The organism is Streptomyces sp. JHA26 (assembly GCF_002005565.1).
In the GTDB taxonomy this organism is placed as follows: Bacteria; Actinomycetota; Actinomycetes; order Streptomycetales; family Streptomycetaceae; genus Streptomyces.
Window position 1 is genome coordinate 65,635 of record NZ_BDJC01000008.1, and the last position, 16,544, is coordinate 82,178.

Sequence of the window (16,544 nt, forward strand, 5' to 3'; positions counted from 1 at the left end):
ACCGCCTACGGCTCCGGCACCTGACCGTCCGGCACCTGTATGTCGAGGACGCAGACGTCGTCCCGCAGTTCGGCCTCCGGCAGCAGTGCGGCCAGCAGCGGCTCCAGGGCGTTCGCCGGACCGGCCCCGCGAGCCGTGGCGGCCCGCGCGAGCCGCTCCAGGCCCCGGTCGATGCTCTCGGGAGGCCGCTCCACCAGACCGTCCGTGTACAGCAGGAGACGGTCACCCGGTTCCAGGAGGCACTCCGCCTCCGCGAAGACCGGTGTGGCGCTCGCCCCGAGCAGGATGCCCTTCGGCCGGTCGAGGTAGCGGGCCTTCCCGGCGCGCAGCAGCAGCGGCGGCAGATGACCGGCCTGCGCCCATTCCAGCCGTCGCCGCGCGGGTGAGTAGCGGGCCAGGACCATGCTCGCCGTGCCGTGGGCGCCCGAGGAGTGCAGCAGCAGCGTGTTGAGGCGGGCCAGCGCGCCGGTCAGCGAGGAACCCGTGATGACCATGCCCTTGGCGGTGAAGCGCAGCTGGGCCATCGTGGCGACGGCGTCCACACCGTGACCGGCGACGTCGCCGACCACGAACAGGGCGTCCCCGTCGGGCAGTTCTATGGCGCTGAACCAGTCACCGCCGACCTGCACACCCGTCTGCGCGGGCAGGTAGGCGACCTCGACGCGCAGTCCGGCCGGCCGGACGGGCTGCCGGGGCAGGGGCAGCAGCGCGTCCTGCAGTCGGGCGGCCAGCGTCCGCTCGGCCAGCAGCACGTCGTGCTGGGTCAGCATCGCCCGCTCGCTCTCGACCAGCGCCAGTTCCGCCCGGCGCCGCGCGGTCAGGTCCTGGACGAACCCGTGCACCTCGACGAGTGCGCCGTCGTCGTCCGTCACCGCCTCGGCCACGATCCGCAGATGCCGGACACCGGCCGGCGTCCTGGTCCGGAACAGGACGTCGCACGGTCGCCCCTCGTGCGTCAGCGCCTGCACGGCCCGGGTCAGCGCGGGCGCCTCGTCGGGCAGCGCGAGGCCGGGCAGGCCGGTGAGAGCGACCGGGCCGCGTGCGGGGTCCCGGCCGAAGATGGCGAAGACCTGGTCGGACCAGGCGGCCTCGTGGGTGACCAGGTTCCAGTTCGCCCAGCCGAGGTCGCCCAGCCGTTGCAGGTCGGCCAGCCGCTGCTCCTGCCGGTCGGAGGTGTCGTGCCGGATCCAGGACAGGACGAGCCCGTCGCCCAGCGGCGCCGCGCGCACCGAGTGGGTGGCCGGCTCCGCCGCGCCGTACGGTGCGGCACGGTGGGCGAACGGCTCGCTCTCGTACGGCTCCCCGGTGGCCAGCGCGCGCAGGCACCCCTGCCGCAGCGGCCCGGCCACCGTCTCCGGCAGCGACCCCAGGAGCCGCCGCCCGACCGGATCCGTGTCGTCGCCGCCGGTGAACCGCGCCGCGTACGGGGTCGCGGCGTCGACGCGGAAGTCCTGGATCCGCCCCGAGGACGCGCGCACCGGGGTCAGCAGCACCGCCGCGACCGGCAGGGTGTCGAACACCCGCTGCACGGCATCGGCGACCCCGGCCCCGGTCCCGGCAGACTGCGGCCGGCCGGCGAACGTCCGCAGCCACCCGGCGCACAGGCGGGCGACGTCGCGCAGGTGGTCCCGTTCCCCGGGCGTGAAGGGGGCGCCGCCATGCCGCAGCACCCCGAGGCACGCGTCGGCCGACGCCCCCGGCGGCACCGGCAGCCAGGCCTGCGACCCTCCGCGCCCGGACGGGTCGCCGTCCGGCGGCCACCGTTCGCCGTCCCGCCCGGCGCCGTCCCGCCCGGCGCCGTCCAGCCAGCGCGGCTCGCCGGCGCGCAGGGCCTCCAGCGCGGGGATCCCGCTCAACGGCGACACCTGCTGCCACCGGGCGGCCAGCGCGTCGTCGATTCCCGCGTGGCCCACCAGTTCCAGGCCGCCCGAGGGCAGCCGGGCGTAGAGCACCACCGCGTCCGCGCCGATCCCGGGCGCGAGCCGCTCCTGGAGGCGGCGGGCGAGTTCCTGCGGGGAACCGACGCGCACCAGGGCCTCGGCAAGGCCGGCCGGCGCGTCGTCCGGGGGGCGCCCCTCCGGGAGACGGCCCTCGGAGAGATGGTCGTCGGAGAGGTGCGGGGCGGGCGGTACGGCCGTGCCGCCGGGGCCGGCCGGGGCACGGTCCGCGCCGGGCGGCGGGGGCAGGGCGCCGAGCGTGATCCAGCACTCCTCCAGCAGGGTGCGCCGCTCCGCCTTCGCGCGCCGGGCGAGCGTCTCGCGCGCCGCCTCGGCGGAGCCCCCGGTGAGCGCCATCACGGCACCCCTCGCCCGCTCCTCGACGGCCGCCGTCGCGGCAAGGTCGCGCAGCCGGTCGATCTCCGCACGTTGTCCGGCGACGACCCGGGCCAGTGCGGCCGGGTCGGGCGCGGCGCCGGGATCCGTCGGCGTGGCGTGCTCGCTCATCACGGGTCGAGCATGGCACAGAGAGGGGGCCCCGATCACTACTCGTCGGCAGGTGAACGTCTCGCCGCCCCCGCCGCGGGGCCACGGGACGTCCGGCGGCCGCCGGGAAGCACTCCCGGCCGTCCCGCGCCGGCGCGGGACGGCCGTCAGCGCCCGGCCGTACTCCGCTCGGCCAGGGCCTCGGTGACCGCGCGCACGCTGCGCGCGATGTGCTGCAGCTGCCGGAGCTCCGCCGCGTAGAGCTTGATCGTGTGCTCGATGACCGACTCGTGCAGGCCGAGGCGCGGCAGGTCGGCCCGGGCGGTCTGCAGCGCGGTGCGGGCCACCCGGATCTCGTGCTGCACCTGGATCTGTGCGTGGCGGGCGAGCAGGACGGGGTGCCGGATCAGCGCCGGATAACCGGCGTAGCGGGCCGGCACCAGCTCGCGCAGCCACTTGGCAGCCGAGCGCTCCCAGTCGTAGCTGCCGGGGTTCTTGACCTGGCACGGCCAGTCCTGGCTGAGGCGCGTGGTCGTCAGGGGCATGATCATCGCTTCCGGGTGTGCGGCGCCGGCGGGGCGCTGCGACGGGTTGGGGACGGTCCCGGCCCAGGGGATGACCGGGACCGCCGCGGGCGCTCGCACAGGCGATGCCCGACCGAACATCCCGGGGCACGCCGGAGCGGGCAGGAGCCGACGGTCGGGATGTTCGCGCAGATGCGGTCACGGTCCGGGCGACCGGGCGCGACCCGTGAGCAGTATTTATATATGCCATCCGCTTTGCAAGACGTATGAAAACATTCATGCCTGCTTCGACGAGTGCCCGCGCCCCCGCGCCCGGGCTCAGTCCCGCAGGAAGAACTGGTGCTGCTCCGCGAGCTGCTCGTACTCCTCCAGCCGGGCCTGGGTCCGTTCCGGATCGGCGTCGGTCATGGCCTGGAGCAGCGCCGCGCACATCACACCCGGCGCCGCGTACGAGTCGAAGACCAGCCGGGACCCGGTACCGGTGGCGAAGGTGACGTCGGCCTCGTCGGCCACCGGACCGAGCGCCAGGTCGGTGATCAACGCCACCTTCAGCCCGGCCCCGCGGGCCACCCGGACGGCACCCAGGGTCTCCTGGGCGTGCCGGGGCAGGGAGAAGGCCAGCACCCAGGTACCGCCCGCCTCCCGGGACTGCAGCAGGGCGTCGTAGGCGACACTGCCACCACGGGTGACCAGCCGGACGTCCGGATGGACGCGGCGGGCGGCGTACGCGAAATACTCGGCGAGCGACACGGAGATGCGCAGCCCGAGCACGGTCAACGGCACCGACGCGGCCAGTTTCCGGCCGGTCTCGACGACCTGACCGGGGTCGGCGAAATCGCGCCGCAGGTTCTCCAGGTTCTCGATCTCGGCGTCGACGGCCGCCTGCAGTTCGTTGCCGCCGTTCTCCTCGGCCGGAGCACCGCCGCGGCCACCCAGCGCGATCGACTGCAGCCGCTCCCGCAACGCCGGGTAACCGCTGAAACCGACCGCCGACGCGAACCGCGTCACCGACGGCTGGCTCACGCCGACGCGGTCGGCGAGGTCCGTGATCGACAGGAACGCCGCCTCGGTGAGGTTCTCGATCAGGTACTGGGCGATGCGACGCTGGCCCGGGGAGAGACGGGGACGGTCGAACAACGTCCTCAGCCGGGACGTGGGGGAGACCTCCGTGTCCGGGACCGTCCGTCCCGAGGTGATCGCCGATGCCTGTGCGCGTGCCTGCTGCGGCGATGGCACGGGTGCGCCTCCTTTGTCTCCCACGGAGGTCAACATAGCCCACCGGCCGTGCCCGTCAGGGTGCCGTCCGGCGCGATCGGGACTCCCGGGCGGGAGACACCGCGCCCCGTGGGGGATAGCACCGCGCCGGGCGGGAACCCGCCGCCACGGAAGAAACCGGCACCACCGACGAGGAGAGCCCGTCATGACCGTCCCGGAAGAGAACCGGCCGAAGACCGACACCACCGACGACGTCCTCGATCAGCGCGAGGAGGACGCCCAGCACTCGCCCGGCGGCACCGGCCGGACCATGCGCGAGGCCCTGGAAGAGGCCCAGGTGCGGCCCGACGACTACGACGAGAAATGACCGCGCCGTAGCCGCGCGCCGCCCGGGCGCCCCCACGGCGCCCGCCCCCGAGAAGCATCCGACCCCGAACACCGGCAGGTGACACCGCATGGGCGCCATCAGCGCGCTGGAGAAGGCCCTCGAAGACCGCTGGGAAGCGCTGTGGGCGCGGGTACTCGACAAGGAACCCGTCGAGATCCTCGACGCCCTGCGTACCGAGTGCGACAGCAAGGCCGTGGTCTGCGCCGAGGGCCGCGTCATGGTTCCCAACGCCTACGACGTCGAACTCGCCGAGGTCGTCCACGACGAACTGACGCGCCGTGACGGCCGGGTGGGCCAGGTGCTCACCGACAGCCTGGTCCGGCACGCCGAGCGGCACGGCTACGAGTGGGCGGGCCCGCTGGCGGTGCACGTCGGCAGGTCCGCGGACGTGCCCAACGGCCGCTACCGCGTGGCGAGCGGCGTGCTACCGCACGTCAGCGCCGAGGGGTTCCCGAACGCGGCGTCCTGACGACGGACCCCGCGCGCCTCACCACGTCCCGGCGGCGGTGGACCGTCACCGGGTGACCGACACCGCCGACGGGCCGGCGCCGCGGAGCCGGACGGGGGACCGGCCGCCGTCCGACCCTACGGAGTTCAGCGCGGCGATCCCCCACGGGGCAGCGCCGCCTCCGGTACGACGAGGTCGGCGCGGCCACGGGTCGCGGCCACCAGGTCGGCGTTGCGCTGGTCGGTACCCCGCACCCAGGCCACCGCGTCCTCGTGGGACTTGCCGAACTCCTCGTGCCGGGCCACCAGCCGGCGCACCCGCTCGGCCTCGGGCACCTCGCAGAACCACACCTCGTCGAGCGAGGACCGCACCCGTGCCCACGCGCCGGTGCCCAGCAGGAGGTAGTTGCCCTCCGTCACGACCAGCCGGGCCGTCGGCGGCACCGGGACGGCCCCGGCGAGCGGCTGCTCCAGCACCCGTTCAAAACCGGGTGCGTAGACCGTGTCCCCGGCGTCCTCTCCGCCGTCGCCCCCCTGCTCGCGCAGCCGGCGCAGCAGCGCCGCGTACCCGGCCGCGTCGAAGGTGTCCGGCGCACCCTTGCGGTTCCGGCGGCCGAGTCGGTCCAGCTCGGCGTCGGCGAGGTGGAAACCGTCCATGGGAACGTGCGCGACCCACGTCCCGTCCGGGCCGTTCAGCTCCCGCACCAGGGCCTCGGCGAGCGTCGACTTCCCGGCGCCGGGGCTTCCCGCGATGCCGAGGATCGCGCGCCGTCCGCCGCGCAGAAGGGCCCGGGCCCGGGTGAGCAGATCGTCGAAAGTCAGCGGCACACCGCAGAGTCTGTCATCCGGCCCGCCGCCGCCCCCGGCCACCCTCCGCCGGGCGACGGCGGCCGAGGACGCCGCTCCGGTGGGCGGCGGGGGAGGTGCCGGGGCTCACGTCCGGGGCTCCAGGGACCAGCGGCCGGATGTCCTGATCTGCAGGTAGCCGCTCGGAAGGCGCTGCAGACCGGAGGCCGTACTGATCCGGCGTACCGGTTCCAGGCGTTCGTCCAGTTCCCACAGCACCGGCAGGGTGACCCCGCCGAGCGCATCGTGCTGGATCATCACCTCGGTCTCGGGTCCGGCGTGACGTACGACTCCGTAGCCCTGGCCCTCGACCGGCGCCCCGTCCAGCACCGGCGCGGTGGCGAGGGCGGCCGGCTCGATCCGCCAGCCCGTCTCATCGGTGGTCCAGACCTGGACGTAGCAGTGGCCCGCCTGCGTCACCCACAGCGGCCCGGTGACCGGACGGCGGCGCACGGTGTCGGCGGAGATCTTCGACCGGCCGTCGGCCTGGACCGTACGGATGGTCACCATCTGGTCGCCGGAGACGGTCCGGCACAGACCGAGCAGGGCGGGCGGCCCCTCATAGCGGAAGACCGTGCTGCCCCGTCCCTCGACCGGTCCGGTGAGCAGGGGCGCCTGTTCCACCGGCAGCAGGCGCAGGCTCCAGCCGGCCACGTCCGCCAGTCGCAGCCGCACCTGGGACTCGCCCTTGGTGAACAACAGGGTGCGGCCGTGCTCCCCGTGGCGGTGGCCCTGGACCAGGTCCTCTTCGTCGTCGTACTCGTCGACCAGCAGCAGCCGGTGGCCGAGACCGCCGCCGCTGCCCGGACAGGCGTACTCCAGCAGGGCCGGCCGCCCCGGGGTCGGGTTGACCAGCGTGAGCGTCTTCTCGCCGCTGCCGGTGTAGGCGCCGGCGGCCTGCGGGGCAGCCCGGTCGGGCACGACCAGGGGACGGGCGCCGAGCTGCCAGGCGCCGTCGGCCTCCAGGAGCAGCAGGAGCGGGCCGTCGGTGATCGGGACCGTCTGCCGCAGCCGGTCGGTGTCGTTGACCAGCATGTCGCGGTCGTCGAGGTCGTGCAGCTGGGACGCCTCCAGGCTCCACAGGCCGAAGTACCCGCCGCCGTCCTCGTCGCCGGCGAAGTCCACGTCCAGGTCGGCCATGGGGCCGGTGTAGGCGACGACCTCGGGGCCGTAGCCGCTGAGGGGGCCCGGTCCCAGGCGGCGGAGCACCGACAGGGGCTGTACGAGCACCGTCCAGTCGTTGTCCGCCTCGACGCGCAGCCGCAGGGGGCGGTCCTTCGGGGGCTGGACCAGGACGCGGCCGCGGAAGTCGCGCAGGGTGGAGTTGAACAGCAGGTCGTCGTCCTTGTTGCGGCGGGTGAGGGTGTGCATCCCGAAGTAGCCCTCGCCCTGGTGCCAGACCTCGACGACGACCGGCCCCGGCGGCAGGGGAGCGTCCACGGAGACCACGCCGTTGCCCTGCCCGCGCTGGGTGTACGGGGGGAAGTCGGGGCCGAAGGAATGGGGCACGGCGTCCGTCGGTGCGGCGACGGGTGCCGTGACCGACGACGGGGCGGCGGGGTGGGCGGCCGCGGGGACCGGGGCGGATGCGGCGATCGTCGGTGCGGGTGCGGGTGCGGGTGCGGGGGTCGGGGCAGGAACGGCGACCGCCGTGGCGGTGACCGGCGGAACCGGCTCCGCCACGGCTATGCCGAAGTCCGTCGCCAGTCCCGCCAGTCCCGACGCGTAACCCTGGCCCACCGCCCGGAACTTCCACTGCCCGTTCCTGCGGTAGAACTCACCGAGCACGAACGCCGTCTCGTTCCGCGCGTCGTTCACCGCGTAGTGCGCCACCACCGCGCCGTCGGCCGTCAGGGCCTGTACGTGCAGCCCGGGAACCTGGCCGAAGACCCCGCCGTCGCAGGACCCGGCGATCAGCACCCGCTGCACGGCGGGCTCCACGCGAGGCAGATCCACCTCCAGCCACTCGGTGAACTGCCCGCCCCCTTCGGCCGTACCCGCGTGGCGTACGGCCCCCGATGGGTGCGCGGGCTGGTTGTAGAAGACGAGGTCGGCATCGCCGCGCACCTTGTCGGCGGCGTCGAGCAACAGGGCGGAGGCGTCCACGGTCGGCGCGCCCGGAACGCTCTGCCGGCAGACCGCGACCCGTAGGAGAGCTGCGGGGACAGGGGTGTTGGCGCCCTTGGTGATGTGCGTCATGAGGCACATGGTGGCAGTGAAGAAGCTGTGCAGTCGATGGTCGGAATAAGTGGAGATCACTGCTCCGGAAGATCGTTTCCGGGCCGGGCGAGTGGTTCGCGCGCCGTACGTCGCCCTCCCGGGGCCCCGGGCCCGACCGCGGCCTCCGTCGATTCACGGCCGTTGACAGCCCGGTCGGTTCACGCCTGGAACTCGGTGAGATCGATGGCGTGAACGCGCAGCGGATAGCCGTACACCGGGTGGGCCGTCTCGCGCTCCGGCACCATGCCGAGCTTGCGGATGACGTTCTCGGAGGCGTCGTCACCCACCTGGGTGATGCTGACGACGCGGTCGAGGCCACGGTCCTGGAGCGCGAACTCCAAAGTGGCCTGGGCGGCTTCGGACGCGTATCCCTGGCCCCAGAACTGTGAGCCGAGCCGCCAGCTGATCGCCACGGCGGGCAGCACCTCCGGCAGGAACTCGGGCACGGACAGACCTGTGAAGCCGGCCAGTTCGCCCGAGGCCAGCAGCTCGACGGCGAAGAGCCCGAAGCCCTCCTCGTCCCACTCCTCCTCCCACCTCTCGATGGACTCCGCCGTGTGGTCCAGGTCGTGCACCGAGCCGTCGTCGATCCAGTGCATGACCCGCGGGTCCGCGTTGATGTCCGCCATCGGCGCGAGGTCGTCGTCGTGCCAGCGGCGGAGAAGGAGGCGGGGGGTACGGATCTCGGTCATGCGCCCATCCTGCCGCAGGCGCCGGGTCTCATCACGGCGGGCTTCCCGTACGGCACGGGCGTGGCGTGCCGGGTGGAGCAGGCGTCCGCGGGGCCTCGTGGCAGGGGCGCCCTCACCGGCGGTTGTCGGGACACCTCGCTGTCCGAGGCACCTCCGTTGTCCGCGGCGACGAGGGATATGCCGCCGCTCCTCGGGTACCGGAGACCAGCGGTGCGCCGGTCGTGGCTCACCACGGGTGTTCGACCCGATGCGACAGGAGAGGGAATGCGGATGCGCGAGTCGGCCCGGGTCATGGTCTCCCGATGCTCCGCGGAGGTCCTGAGCGGCCGGTACCGCCTCGACGGTCTCCTCGGTTCGGGCGGGGCCGCGGACGTCCACCGCGGGTTCGACCTGCGGTTGCGGCGACCGGTGGCGGTCAAGGTCTTCCGGCCCGACAGCGGTGCCGACATCGGGGACGACGAGCACAGCGAAGCAGTGATCCTGGCCCGGCTGCACCATCCCGGACTGGTCACCGCCTACGACGCGGGCCGGCACAACGGACGTGTCTTCCTGGTCATGCAGCTGATCGAGGGCAGCACGCTGAAGAGCCGCATCGCCATGGCCCCCCTGTCGCCCACGGAGACTGCCGAACTCGGTGCCGGTCTCGCCCGGGCGCTGGCTCACGCGCATGACGAGGGAATCGTCCACCGGGACGTCAAACCGTCCAACATCCTCCTGGACGCCTCCCACCGCCCCCACCTGACCGACTTCGGCATCTCCCGCATCCTGGACGCCACCACCCGCACCGCCACCGGCACCCTCATCGGCACGGCCGCCTACCTCTCGCCCGAGCAGGTCCTCGGCCGGCCCGTCGGCCGGCCCGCCGACATCTACGCCCTCGGCCTCGTGCTCCTCGAGTGCCTCACGGGCAGGCTCGAGTACGACGGCACTCCCCTGGAAGCCGCGATCGCACGACTGCACCGCCGGCCCGTCCTGCCTCACCACTTGCCGGAACAACTGGCGGGCGTACTGCGGAACATGACGGATCCGGACGAGCTGAACCGCCCGACAGCCCACGACTGCGCCCGCATACTGGCGGGCTTGGCCGAGACGTCCCGTCCGGCGGAAACGGGCCCGGCGGCGCACTCCACCAGCCTGGTCGCCGACCACGGGTCCTCGCGGACAGCCGACCGCACCCACAGGAACGTGTTGCCCGGCAGGGAGCGGACCGCTCCGCATCCCACGCCCGCGCGGAGGCGCCCCCTCGTGGCCGGTGCGACCGTCGCACTCGCCGCCGTCATGGCAACCGCCTTCGCCGTCACCGACGACTCCGCGCCACGGGGCGAGGACCGAAGCTCCCCCCAGGTCACGAGCGCCCCCACGGGGGAAGCGGCCCCTCCTCGCGGCACGGAACGGTCGGAGACGGCCACCACGCCGGCCCCGGCACAGTCGTCCGACCACAGTGCCTCCGTCGGCACGCCCCCCGACGACACACCCGGTGGCGGCATCGCCTCCGCTTCACACGGACCGAACCGGCGATCCGACGTCGACGCGCCCCTACGCGGTCCCGCGACCACGGCGGCGCCGACCGCACCACGAGCCACGGACCCACCCGCCGCGGCACCGGAGGACGGCGCGGCACCGGAGGGCGGCGCGGCACCGGAGGGCGGCGCGGCACCCCGGACGCAGCACCGTCCTCCCGGCCATGCGAAGAAGGCCGAAAAGGCCGCGAAGAAGGCGCAGAGGACGAGAGCCGGGGAGGCGACCGCGGAACGCTGAGGGAAGGAACGGAGCACCGGCCGGCCGCACGGCACCGGCACTGTCGCCGTCCGCCCGACCTCGCGTCGGCCGCCCCGGACGCGACGTCCTCGGAACCAGGCCACCACCCGAGCGGGCACCGGGGCACCCCGGTGCCCGCTCGGGCGCTCTGACCGTGCGGGGTCAGGACCAGGGAAGGACGAGGGCCCCCCACGCGACGACCGGGCCGATCGCGACGATGCCGCCGGTGTAGCCCATCACCTGTCGGTAGAAGCGACGGGTGTCCACGCCGCGGGCGTTGCCGAGGACGAGCGCGCCGTTGGTGGAGAAGGGGGAGGTGTCGACGATGGTGGTGGACACCGCCAGGGCCGCGATCAGCCCGGGGGCGCTGAGGTGGCTGGAGAGCAGCAGCGGAACCGCGAGGGGGATGATCGCGGTCAGGATCGCCGTGGACGAGGCGAAGGCCGAGGTGATCGCCACGGTGAAGCAGAGCACCAGGGCGACGGCGAGCGGAGTGCCGAGGTTCGCGGCGTGCTCGGAGAGCTTTTCGATGATGCCGGCCTTCTCCAGCATCGCGATGTACGTCATCATGCCGGCCACCAGCAGCAGGGTCGACCAGCTGATGCCGTCCACGGCCTTCTCCTGGCGCTTCATGTCCACCAGTGCCAGCAGCGCGCCCGCCACCAGGGCCAGGAAGCCGATCTCCAGGTGGAAGCCGAGTGCGCCGATCACCAGTGCGACGAGGCAGCCGAGCGTCAGCCACTGACGCCAGTCGAGCCCCGGATGGCCGGCGACCTCCTCGTCGGCGGCGGCCCCGGCGACCTCCTCGTCCAGTGGAGCGGGCCGTTTGGCGAGGAAGACGAAGGTGAGGACGGAGATCAGCAGGTTGATGGCGAAACTGGCGGTGAACAGGGCCACCGGCGAGACGTGCAGCGCGGTGTCGTCGACGAGACCGAGCACCAGGGCACCGGAGACGGCGAGGGGGGAGAACGCGCCCGCGTGCCCACCGCTGATCACCATCATCCCGGCCACCAGTGGGTTGATCTTGTACCGGTAGGCGAAGTTCATCGCGATCGGCACCAGGAGCGCCACGGCCGCCGGGGTGAAGGTGCCGAACGCCGTGAGGACCGCGGCGACCAGGAAGAGAACCCACGGGATGAGCGCCACCTTGCCGCGCACGAGGCGGACACCGGCCGCGACGAGCCAGTCGATGGTGCCGTTGCGGCGGGCGACGGAGAACAGGTAGGTGACTCCGACGATGGTCACGAAGAGCTCCACCGGGAAGCCCTCGAAGATCTCGTCCTCGGTGAGGCCGAGCGAAGCGGTGCCGACCGCGAAGGTGGCGACGAAGGCGAGGATGCCCAGGTTGATCGGCAGAACGGTGCCGACCACGAACATCACCAGCAGCGCGCCTATGGAGATCACTTCAGCAGACATCTTTGTCCTTGGTGCGGTGGGGACAGGAGTGCGCGCTTGTGAAGGCGCGAGATCTTCCCGGGGCCGGGGCCGGGGCCGGGGCTGGGGCCGGGGTCGCGGACAGGCCCCGGGAGGTGACGAACGTCCCGTTCAAGCCGCCTGCGGCCGACCGGGCTGGGGTACGTAGATCCGGGCGTCCGCGAGCAGACGCGCCGCGCGCTGCACGGTCACTCGGCCCGGCACGCCGTCGCTCAGGTCCGAGCAGCGGACCCCGACCACGCCGGCCGGAGTGCCCAGGCGCAACCAGCCACCGGTGGGTCCGCCCGCGGCCCGGAAGACCACGGAGTCCCTCAGCAGTCCGGCGGCCGCGACGGCGACGGCGGAGGTCAGACCGATGGCCGGATGCGGGGCGTTCATGCTGAGCATGCGCACCGACACGTCGTAGTCCTCGGCCGCCACGGCCTCGCCCAACGTCGTCGTGTAGGGCACCGGCTCACCGACCAGGCCGACCTTGGGAACCGCGTCGCCCGGCGACTGCCCCGGCCGGAGCAGTCCCATCATCGGCGCGGCGGTATGGCGGACGGCGCGCAGCCAGGGAATGTGCGTCCGCATCTCGTCCAGCGTCTCCGAGCCGGTCAGCGCGGCGCCGCGGGCGTCCACCAGGACGACCGGAGCGCCGGCGTCCACCATGCTGACCGGCACCGGATCCGCGGAGCCGACCCGCAACTCCTCGACGACCCGCCCCGTGGGTACGAGAGAGCCGGTCGTGCGGCCGGCCGGGTCGAGGAAGGTGAGGCCGACCGCGACCCCGCCCGCCCGAGTTCCCGGCACCGTCTGCTCACCGAAGTCGTGCACCAGGCCACCGGTGGTGTCCACGACACCTTCCAGGACCGCTCCCGTGTTGAGGTTGCGCATCCGTACGCGGGTCCGGTCGCCGGTGATCGGCACCAGGCCCTTTGCGACCGCGTACAGGGCGACACCGGTCGCGCAGTTGCCGCAGTTGCTCGTCCACTCGACCGTCCCGGTGCCGATGCCGACCTGGGCGAAGAGGTAGTCGATGTCCGTGCCGGGCTCGGGGGAAGCGCTCACGACCGCCGCCTTGGAGGTGGTGGGAGTGGCTCCGCCGACTCCGTCGAGTTCCACAGGATCAGTGGCGCCGTAGGCAGCCACCAGCAGCTTCTCCAGTGAGCCGCGTTCAGCGGGAACGTGGACCTGCTGGAACAGCCAGCACTTGCTGGTGCCGCCGCGGACCAGGGTCGCAGGAGTGTGCACGTCGGGGCTCTTTCTCGATCAACGCATGGGCAGCCGGGGAGGGTTACGGACGCGTTGCCGACGCGTGAACCGTTCCGGCGATGCGAAGACCTTCGCAGAGGCGTGACTTTGGCACAATGGCAGATTGCTTCACCAGGGTTGAGCGGAACTAAACTCGGCGCCATGCTGAACGTCCGCCGTCTGCTCCTGCTCACCGAAGCCGCCGAACGTGGCTCGCTCACCGCCGCCGCCGAAGCCATGGGCATGACCACCTCGGCCGCCTCGCAGCAGATGTCCCTGCTCGAACGCGAGGCCGGGCAGCCATTGATCGAGCGTCTGCCGCGCGGGATCCGCCCCACCCCGGCCGGCGCCGCACTGGCGGAACGCGGACGGACGATCCGCCGCGAACTGCGTGCCGCCCGGGCGGACCTGGAGTCGTTCGCCGACCTCGGCCAAGGCACCCTGCGGCTCGGTTCCTTCCCCACCGCCAGCGCCTCGCTGCTGCCGCTGGCGCTCACCCGTTTCCGCCGCCGCCACTCCGGAGTCCGCATCGAGGTGCGCGCCGGAGTCCTGGCCGAACTCCGCGAGATGCTGCTCACCGGCGAAGTCGAGCAGGCACTGCTGTGGGACTACAGCTGGAGCCGCGTCGACGACCCGGCTCTGAGCCTCACCCATCTCCTCGACGACCCCACGGTGCTGGTGGTGCCCGCCGACTCGCCCCTGTGTGCCGACCCGGCCGTGCGCCTGGGAGACCTGGCCAACCAGGAGTGGATCATCCGGGCCGACAACCACCCCGTCGCCGACGTGCTGCGCCGCAGCTGCCGTCAGGCAGGTTTCGAACCGCGCATCGCCTACGCCTCGCACGACTACCAGGAGGCACAGGCCATGGTGGCGGCCGGTCTCGGCATCGCGCTGGCGCCCCGGCTCGCTCTCACCAGCCGCCGCAGCGACGTCCGTCTCCTGCCCTTCGCCTCCGACGTGCCCGCCCCCACCCGTCGCGTCCTGCTCGCCAGTGCGCGCTCCCGGCCCGCGACCCCGCCCGCGGAGGCGATGGCCCGGGTCCTGCGTGCAGTGGCGCAGCGCTTCGCGGATCCCGGACTGCACCGGGCCCAACTGGGCGCGGTGCGCCGGAGCTGAACCGTTGACGCGACCTCCTGCCGGCGGCCCGACCGCGCTCGACCTCCTCCGGGGAGGAGCAGAGCGGTTCAGCGGTTGCGGTCCGGCTGACGAGCGTCCGCGTGCTGGTGGGCAGGCCGTCGTCGAGGAGGCGCGGTCCGCCGCCGAGGAGGACGGGAAGACGGTGAGGGCCGGCCGATCGATCGTGCCGGCTCCGAGCAGCGCCTTGATGACGCTCGCGCTGGAGAGTACGAGGATGTCGCCGTCCCGGGTGCCCCTGAGGCCTTCGGCGACCTGGGTGGCCGGCTTGTCGACGATCGTCGTCCCTTCCCACGGTGCCGTCGCACCGGGGGCGGACTACACGTCCGTTTCGCCCATCGCGCGTGCGGCGAGTTCTTGCGGACGGGGCCGGTTCAGCCGCGTGCCCGCTCACCCGCACGCCCAGGAGCCCGTAGGCGAGGAGCACCACGCCCGCGATGGACAGGGGGGCCGGGCCCCGAGGCCCGGGCGCGTCGGTCTCGTTCACGGAACCGCACGTCGAACACCTGTGGGTGCATGACGGCCGAACCTGGCAGCTGCCACGGAACGTGCCGGAAACGGGTCATCGTGAGAACGACCGGGGCCGACCCCTGATCACCGGAACGCAGCGCTGTCCGGCGAGACCGCACCCCCGCCCCGCGACCGGCGGGGACGGTCCTCACTCGTCCAGGAGGGACCGTCCCCGCCGGGCCGGGTCAGGAGGTGGGGACCTCGTCCACGAACGACGTGCCGGCGCTGCGGAAGGCGGTGACCTTCGCCGCCACCTGCGCCGGGGTCAGCACCTGGTCCTTGACGTGCAGGACGTAGTCGACCTGCTGGTCGTAGGCGCGCGGTGTCGTCGACGTCTGGCCGTTCAGGTCGATCAGCCACTGGTTGAAGTTGATCGACATCGGCCGCTCGGGCAGGTACTGCGCACCATGCGTGCCGAAGAGCTGCCCGTCCACGTAGTACGTGATCGCGCTGTCGTCGATCGTGACCACCAGGTCGTGCCAGCCCGCGTAGCTGGTCCGGGACTCCGAGTGCTGGTTGACGGCCTGCCAGGGCTCGGGGTTGTAGGTCTCCCAGGACGTCGTGTAGAGGATGTTCGACGGCTCGCCCCACCCGCCGTTGGGCAGGTACTCGAAGTCGTACTCGGCGTAGTCGTCGGCCATCGGGGCCTTGAGGTCGTTGATGGTGAAGAACGTCTGCACCAGGTGGTCCCCGTCCGGCCCGGACCTGGGGGTGTCCGAGAACTTCACGCGGGCCGCGTAGGTGCCGTTCCTGAACTTCATGGACTTGGTGAGGACCTCGGTGTGCGTGGTGGACGCGCCGGTGCCCGCCGTGGAGGTCTCCAGGTTCATCACCGAGTTGCCGCCCGAGGACACGAAGGTGACCTTGGACGGGTCCCAGGTGGCTCCCGGTACGCCGGGGCCGCCGGAGTTGGAGCGCACGCTCCAGCCGTGCGCGGAGATCGCCGGGTCGCTGTGCGAGCTGTAGTCGAAGTCGTCGAACAGGGTCTTCCCGTCGCCGGGCGGGTCCGTCGGATCGGTCGGATCGGTCGGGTCCGTGGGGTCGTTGCCCTCCGGCGCCGTACCCCAGACGGTGGTGCCGGCCAGCTGGGCGGTGACCTTGGTCCAGTCCGTGTACGAGGTCCGGGCCCCGTCGAAGGAGTAGTCGTCGCTCTGGCGCAGGGTCTGCCAGTCGCTCCGGTGGAAGCGCAGTTGCATGTCCCCGGTGTTCGCGCCGGGGGCCAGGGAACCGGCGGCCGGCGTGAAGCCGATCTCCAGGTAGCGGTCGGCCGTCGCGGTCGGATTGCCCAGGGTGCCGAACGTGCCGGTGATGACCGAACACCCCTTGACCGCCCAGGAGCAGGCGAAGCGGTACGAGGTGCTCGGCGAGTCCGCCTTGAAGTAGTAGCGGATCTTCACCTGGCTGAGCTGTACGGCGGAGGAGCCGGTGTTGCGGACTTTGAGCCAGGGCTCCGTCTGGTCCGCGGTGGCCCCGCTCGCGCTGGTGCGGTACTGCACGCTGACGCCGCCGTCGGCGGCCGGCGCGGCCTGGGCGGGCAGCGCGGTCAGGGCGCCGCCGCCCACGAGGGCGGTCAGGGCGAGGGCCAGTCGGGTGCGGCCGAGGGTGGGTCGGTTTCCCATCCGGGTTCCTTTCGGCGGGACTTCCGCGGACGCGGAAGCGTCGGTGGGTGGTGCGGGATGTGGGGGAACGACAAGGGGGGCGGCCAGGGGGAGTGTCAAGG

At 72.9% G+C, this 16,544-nt stretch carries 13 protein-coding genes; 4 read left to right on the forward strand and 9 right to left on the reverse strand.

The features are described 5' to 3' along the window. Positions 1–5 precede the first annotated feature (5 nt). The 3 genes from JHAT_RS07285 to JHAT_RS07295 form a co-directional block, all read right to left on the reverse strand. The gene (locus tag JHAT_RS07285) at positions 6–2,444 is read right to left on the reverse strand and encodes a GAF domain-containing SpoIIE family protein phosphatase (RefSeq protein WP_077797211.1); all 2,439 of its coding nucleotides are present in this window, start codon (positions 2,442–2,444) and stop codon (positions 6–8) included. Positions 2,445–2,590: 146 nt separating this feature from the next. Next, complete coding sequence (locus tag JHAT_RS07290; protein ID WP_077797284.1) at positions 2,591–2,968, reverse strand: hypothetical protein; 378 nt, start codon at positions 2,966–2,968, stop codon at positions 2,591–2,593. A 297-nt stretch (positions 2,969–3,265) separates the two neighbouring features. Continuing rightward, complete coding sequence (locus JHAT_RS07295) at positions 3,266–4,183, reverse strand: MurR/RpiR family transcriptional regulator (protein ID WP_171990785.1); 918 nt, start codon at positions 4,181–4,183, stop codon at positions 3,266–3,268. A 184-nt stretch (positions 4,184–4,367) separates the two neighbouring features. Here JHAT_RS07295 and JHAT_RS34595 point away from each other — a divergent pair, with 184 nt between their 5' ends. Together JHAT_RS34595 and JHAT_RS07300 are read left to right on the forward strand one after the other, a co-directional pair. Beyond that, entirely contained in the window at positions 4,368–4,529 is a 162-nt protein-coding gene (locus JHAT_RS34595; protein ID WP_171990786.1) for a hypothetical protein, read from the forward strand. Between the two features lie 88 nt (positions 4,530–4,617). Next, positions 4,618–5,019, forward strand: a complete 402-nt coding sequence (locus JHAT_RS07300; protein WP_077797212.1) for a DUF3662 domain-containing protein — start codon at positions 4,618–4,620, stop codon at positions 5,017–5,019. A gap of 125 nt (positions 5,020–5,144) precedes the next feature. On the opposite strand, the gene JHAT_RS07305 is transcribed toward JHAT_RS07300, so the two are convergent. The 3 genes from JHAT_RS07305 to JHAT_RS07315 form a co-directional block, all read right to left on the reverse strand. Further along, entirely contained in the window at positions 5,145–5,825 is a 681-nt protein-coding gene (locus tag JHAT_RS07305) for a nucleoside/nucleotide kinase family protein (protein ID WP_077797213.1), read from the reverse strand. A gap of 105 nt (positions 5,826–5,930) precedes the next feature. Further along, positions 5,931–8,042 (reverse strand): TerD family protein, encoded by a 2,112-nt coding sequence (locus JHAT_RS35200; protein WP_253195431.1) that lies wholly within the window; start codon positions 8,040–8,042, stop codon positions 5,931–5,933. 179 nt (positions 8,043–8,221) lie between these two features. Continuing rightward, on the reverse strand, positions 8,222–8,755 hold the full coding sequence (locus tag JHAT_RS07315) for a GNAT family N-acetyltransferase (protein WP_077797214.1): 534 nt from the start codon (positions 8,753–8,755) through the stop codon (positions 8,222–8,224). Positions 8,756–9,025: 270 nt separating this feature from the next. On the opposite strand from JHAT_RS07315, the gene JHAT_RS07320 reads away from it, so the two are divergent. Next, the gene (locus JHAT_RS07320; RefSeq protein WP_307718347.1) at positions 9,026–10,513 is read left to right on the forward strand and encodes a serine/threonine-protein kinase; all 1,488 of its coding nucleotides are present in this window, start codon (positions 9,026–9,028) and stop codon (positions 10,511–10,513) included. A 162-nt stretch (positions 10,514–10,675) separates the two neighbouring features. On the opposite strand, the gene JHAT_RS07325 is transcribed toward JHAT_RS07320, so the two are convergent. Then, complete coding sequence (locus JHAT_RS07325) at positions 10,676–11,929, reverse strand: SLC13 family permease (RefSeq protein WP_216353426.1); 1,254 nt, start codon at positions 11,927–11,929, stop codon at positions 10,676–10,678. A gap of 129 nt (positions 11,930–12,058) precedes the next feature. Further along, a complete protein-coding gene (locus JHAT_RS07330; RefSeq protein ID WP_077797216.1) occupies positions 12,059–13,180 on the reverse strand; it encodes a PrpF domain-containing protein in 1,122 nt (373 codons plus the stop codon). 162 nt (positions 13,181–13,342) lie between these two features. Here JHAT_RS07330 and JHAT_RS07335 point away from each other — a divergent pair, with 162 nt between their 5' ends. Further along, positions 13,343–14,296: a LysR family transcriptional regulator gene (locus tag JHAT_RS07335; protein ID WP_077797217.1), complete on the forward strand. Its 954-nt coding sequence runs from the start codon at positions 13,343–13,345 to the stop codon at positions 14,294–14,296. A 713-nt stretch (positions 14,297–15,009) separates the two neighbouring features. Here the strand turns inward: JHAT_RS07335 and JHAT_RS07340 are convergent. After that, positions 15,010–16,443, reverse strand: a complete 1,434-nt coding sequence (locus JHAT_RS07340) for a cellulose binding domain-containing protein (protein ID WP_077797218.1) — start codon at positions 16,441–16,443, stop codon at positions 15,010–15,012. Between the last annotated feature and the right edge of the window lie 101 nt (positions 16,444–16,544).

What these genes read in the sequence shown, in the direction of transcription:
- JHAT_RS07285 (WP_077797211.1), bottom strand. Translation starts at nt 2,444, where the DNA reads ATGAGCGAGCACGCCACGCCGACGGATCCCGGCGCCGCGCCCGACCCG.
- JHAT_RS07290 (WP_077797284.1), bottom strand. Translation starts at nt 2,968, where the DNA reads ATGCCCCTGACGACCACGCGCCTCAGCCAGGACTGGCCGTGCCAGGTC.
- JHAT_RS34595 (WP_171990786.1), top strand. Translation starts at nt 4,368, where the DNA reads ATGACCGTCCCGGAAGAGAACCGGCCGAAGACCGACACCACCGACGAC.
- JHAT_RS07300 (WP_077797212.1), top strand. Translation starts at nt 4,618, where the DNA reads ATGGGCGCCATCAGCGCGCTGGAGAAGGCCCTCGAAGACCGCTGGGAA.
- JHAT_RS35200 (WP_253195431.1), bottom strand. Translation starts at nt 8,042, where the DNA reads ATGACGCACATCACCAAGGGCGCCAACACCCCTGTCCCCGCAGCTCTC.
- JHAT_RS07315 (WP_077797214.1), bottom strand. Translation starts at nt 8,755, where the DNA reads ATGACCGAGATCCGTACCCCCCGCCTCCTTCTCCGCCGCTGGCACGAC.
- JHAT_RS07320 (WP_307718347.1), top strand. Translation starts at nt 9,026, where the DNA reads ATGCGCGAGTCGGCCCGGGTCATGGTCTCCCGATGCTCCGCGGAGGTC.
- JHAT_RS07325 (WP_216353426.1), bottom strand. Translation starts at nt 11,929, where the DNA reads ATGTCTGCTGAAGTGATCTCCATAGGCGCGCTGCTGGTGATGTTCGTG.
- JHAT_RS07335 (WP_077797217.1), top strand. Translation starts at nt 13,343, where the DNA reads ATGCTGAACGTCCGCCGTCTGCTCCTGCTCACCGAAGCCGCCGAACGT.
- JHAT_RS07340 (WP_077797218.1), bottom strand. Translation starts at nt 16,443, where the DNA reads ATGGGAAACCGACCCACCCTCGGCCGCACCCGACTGGCCCTCGCCCTG.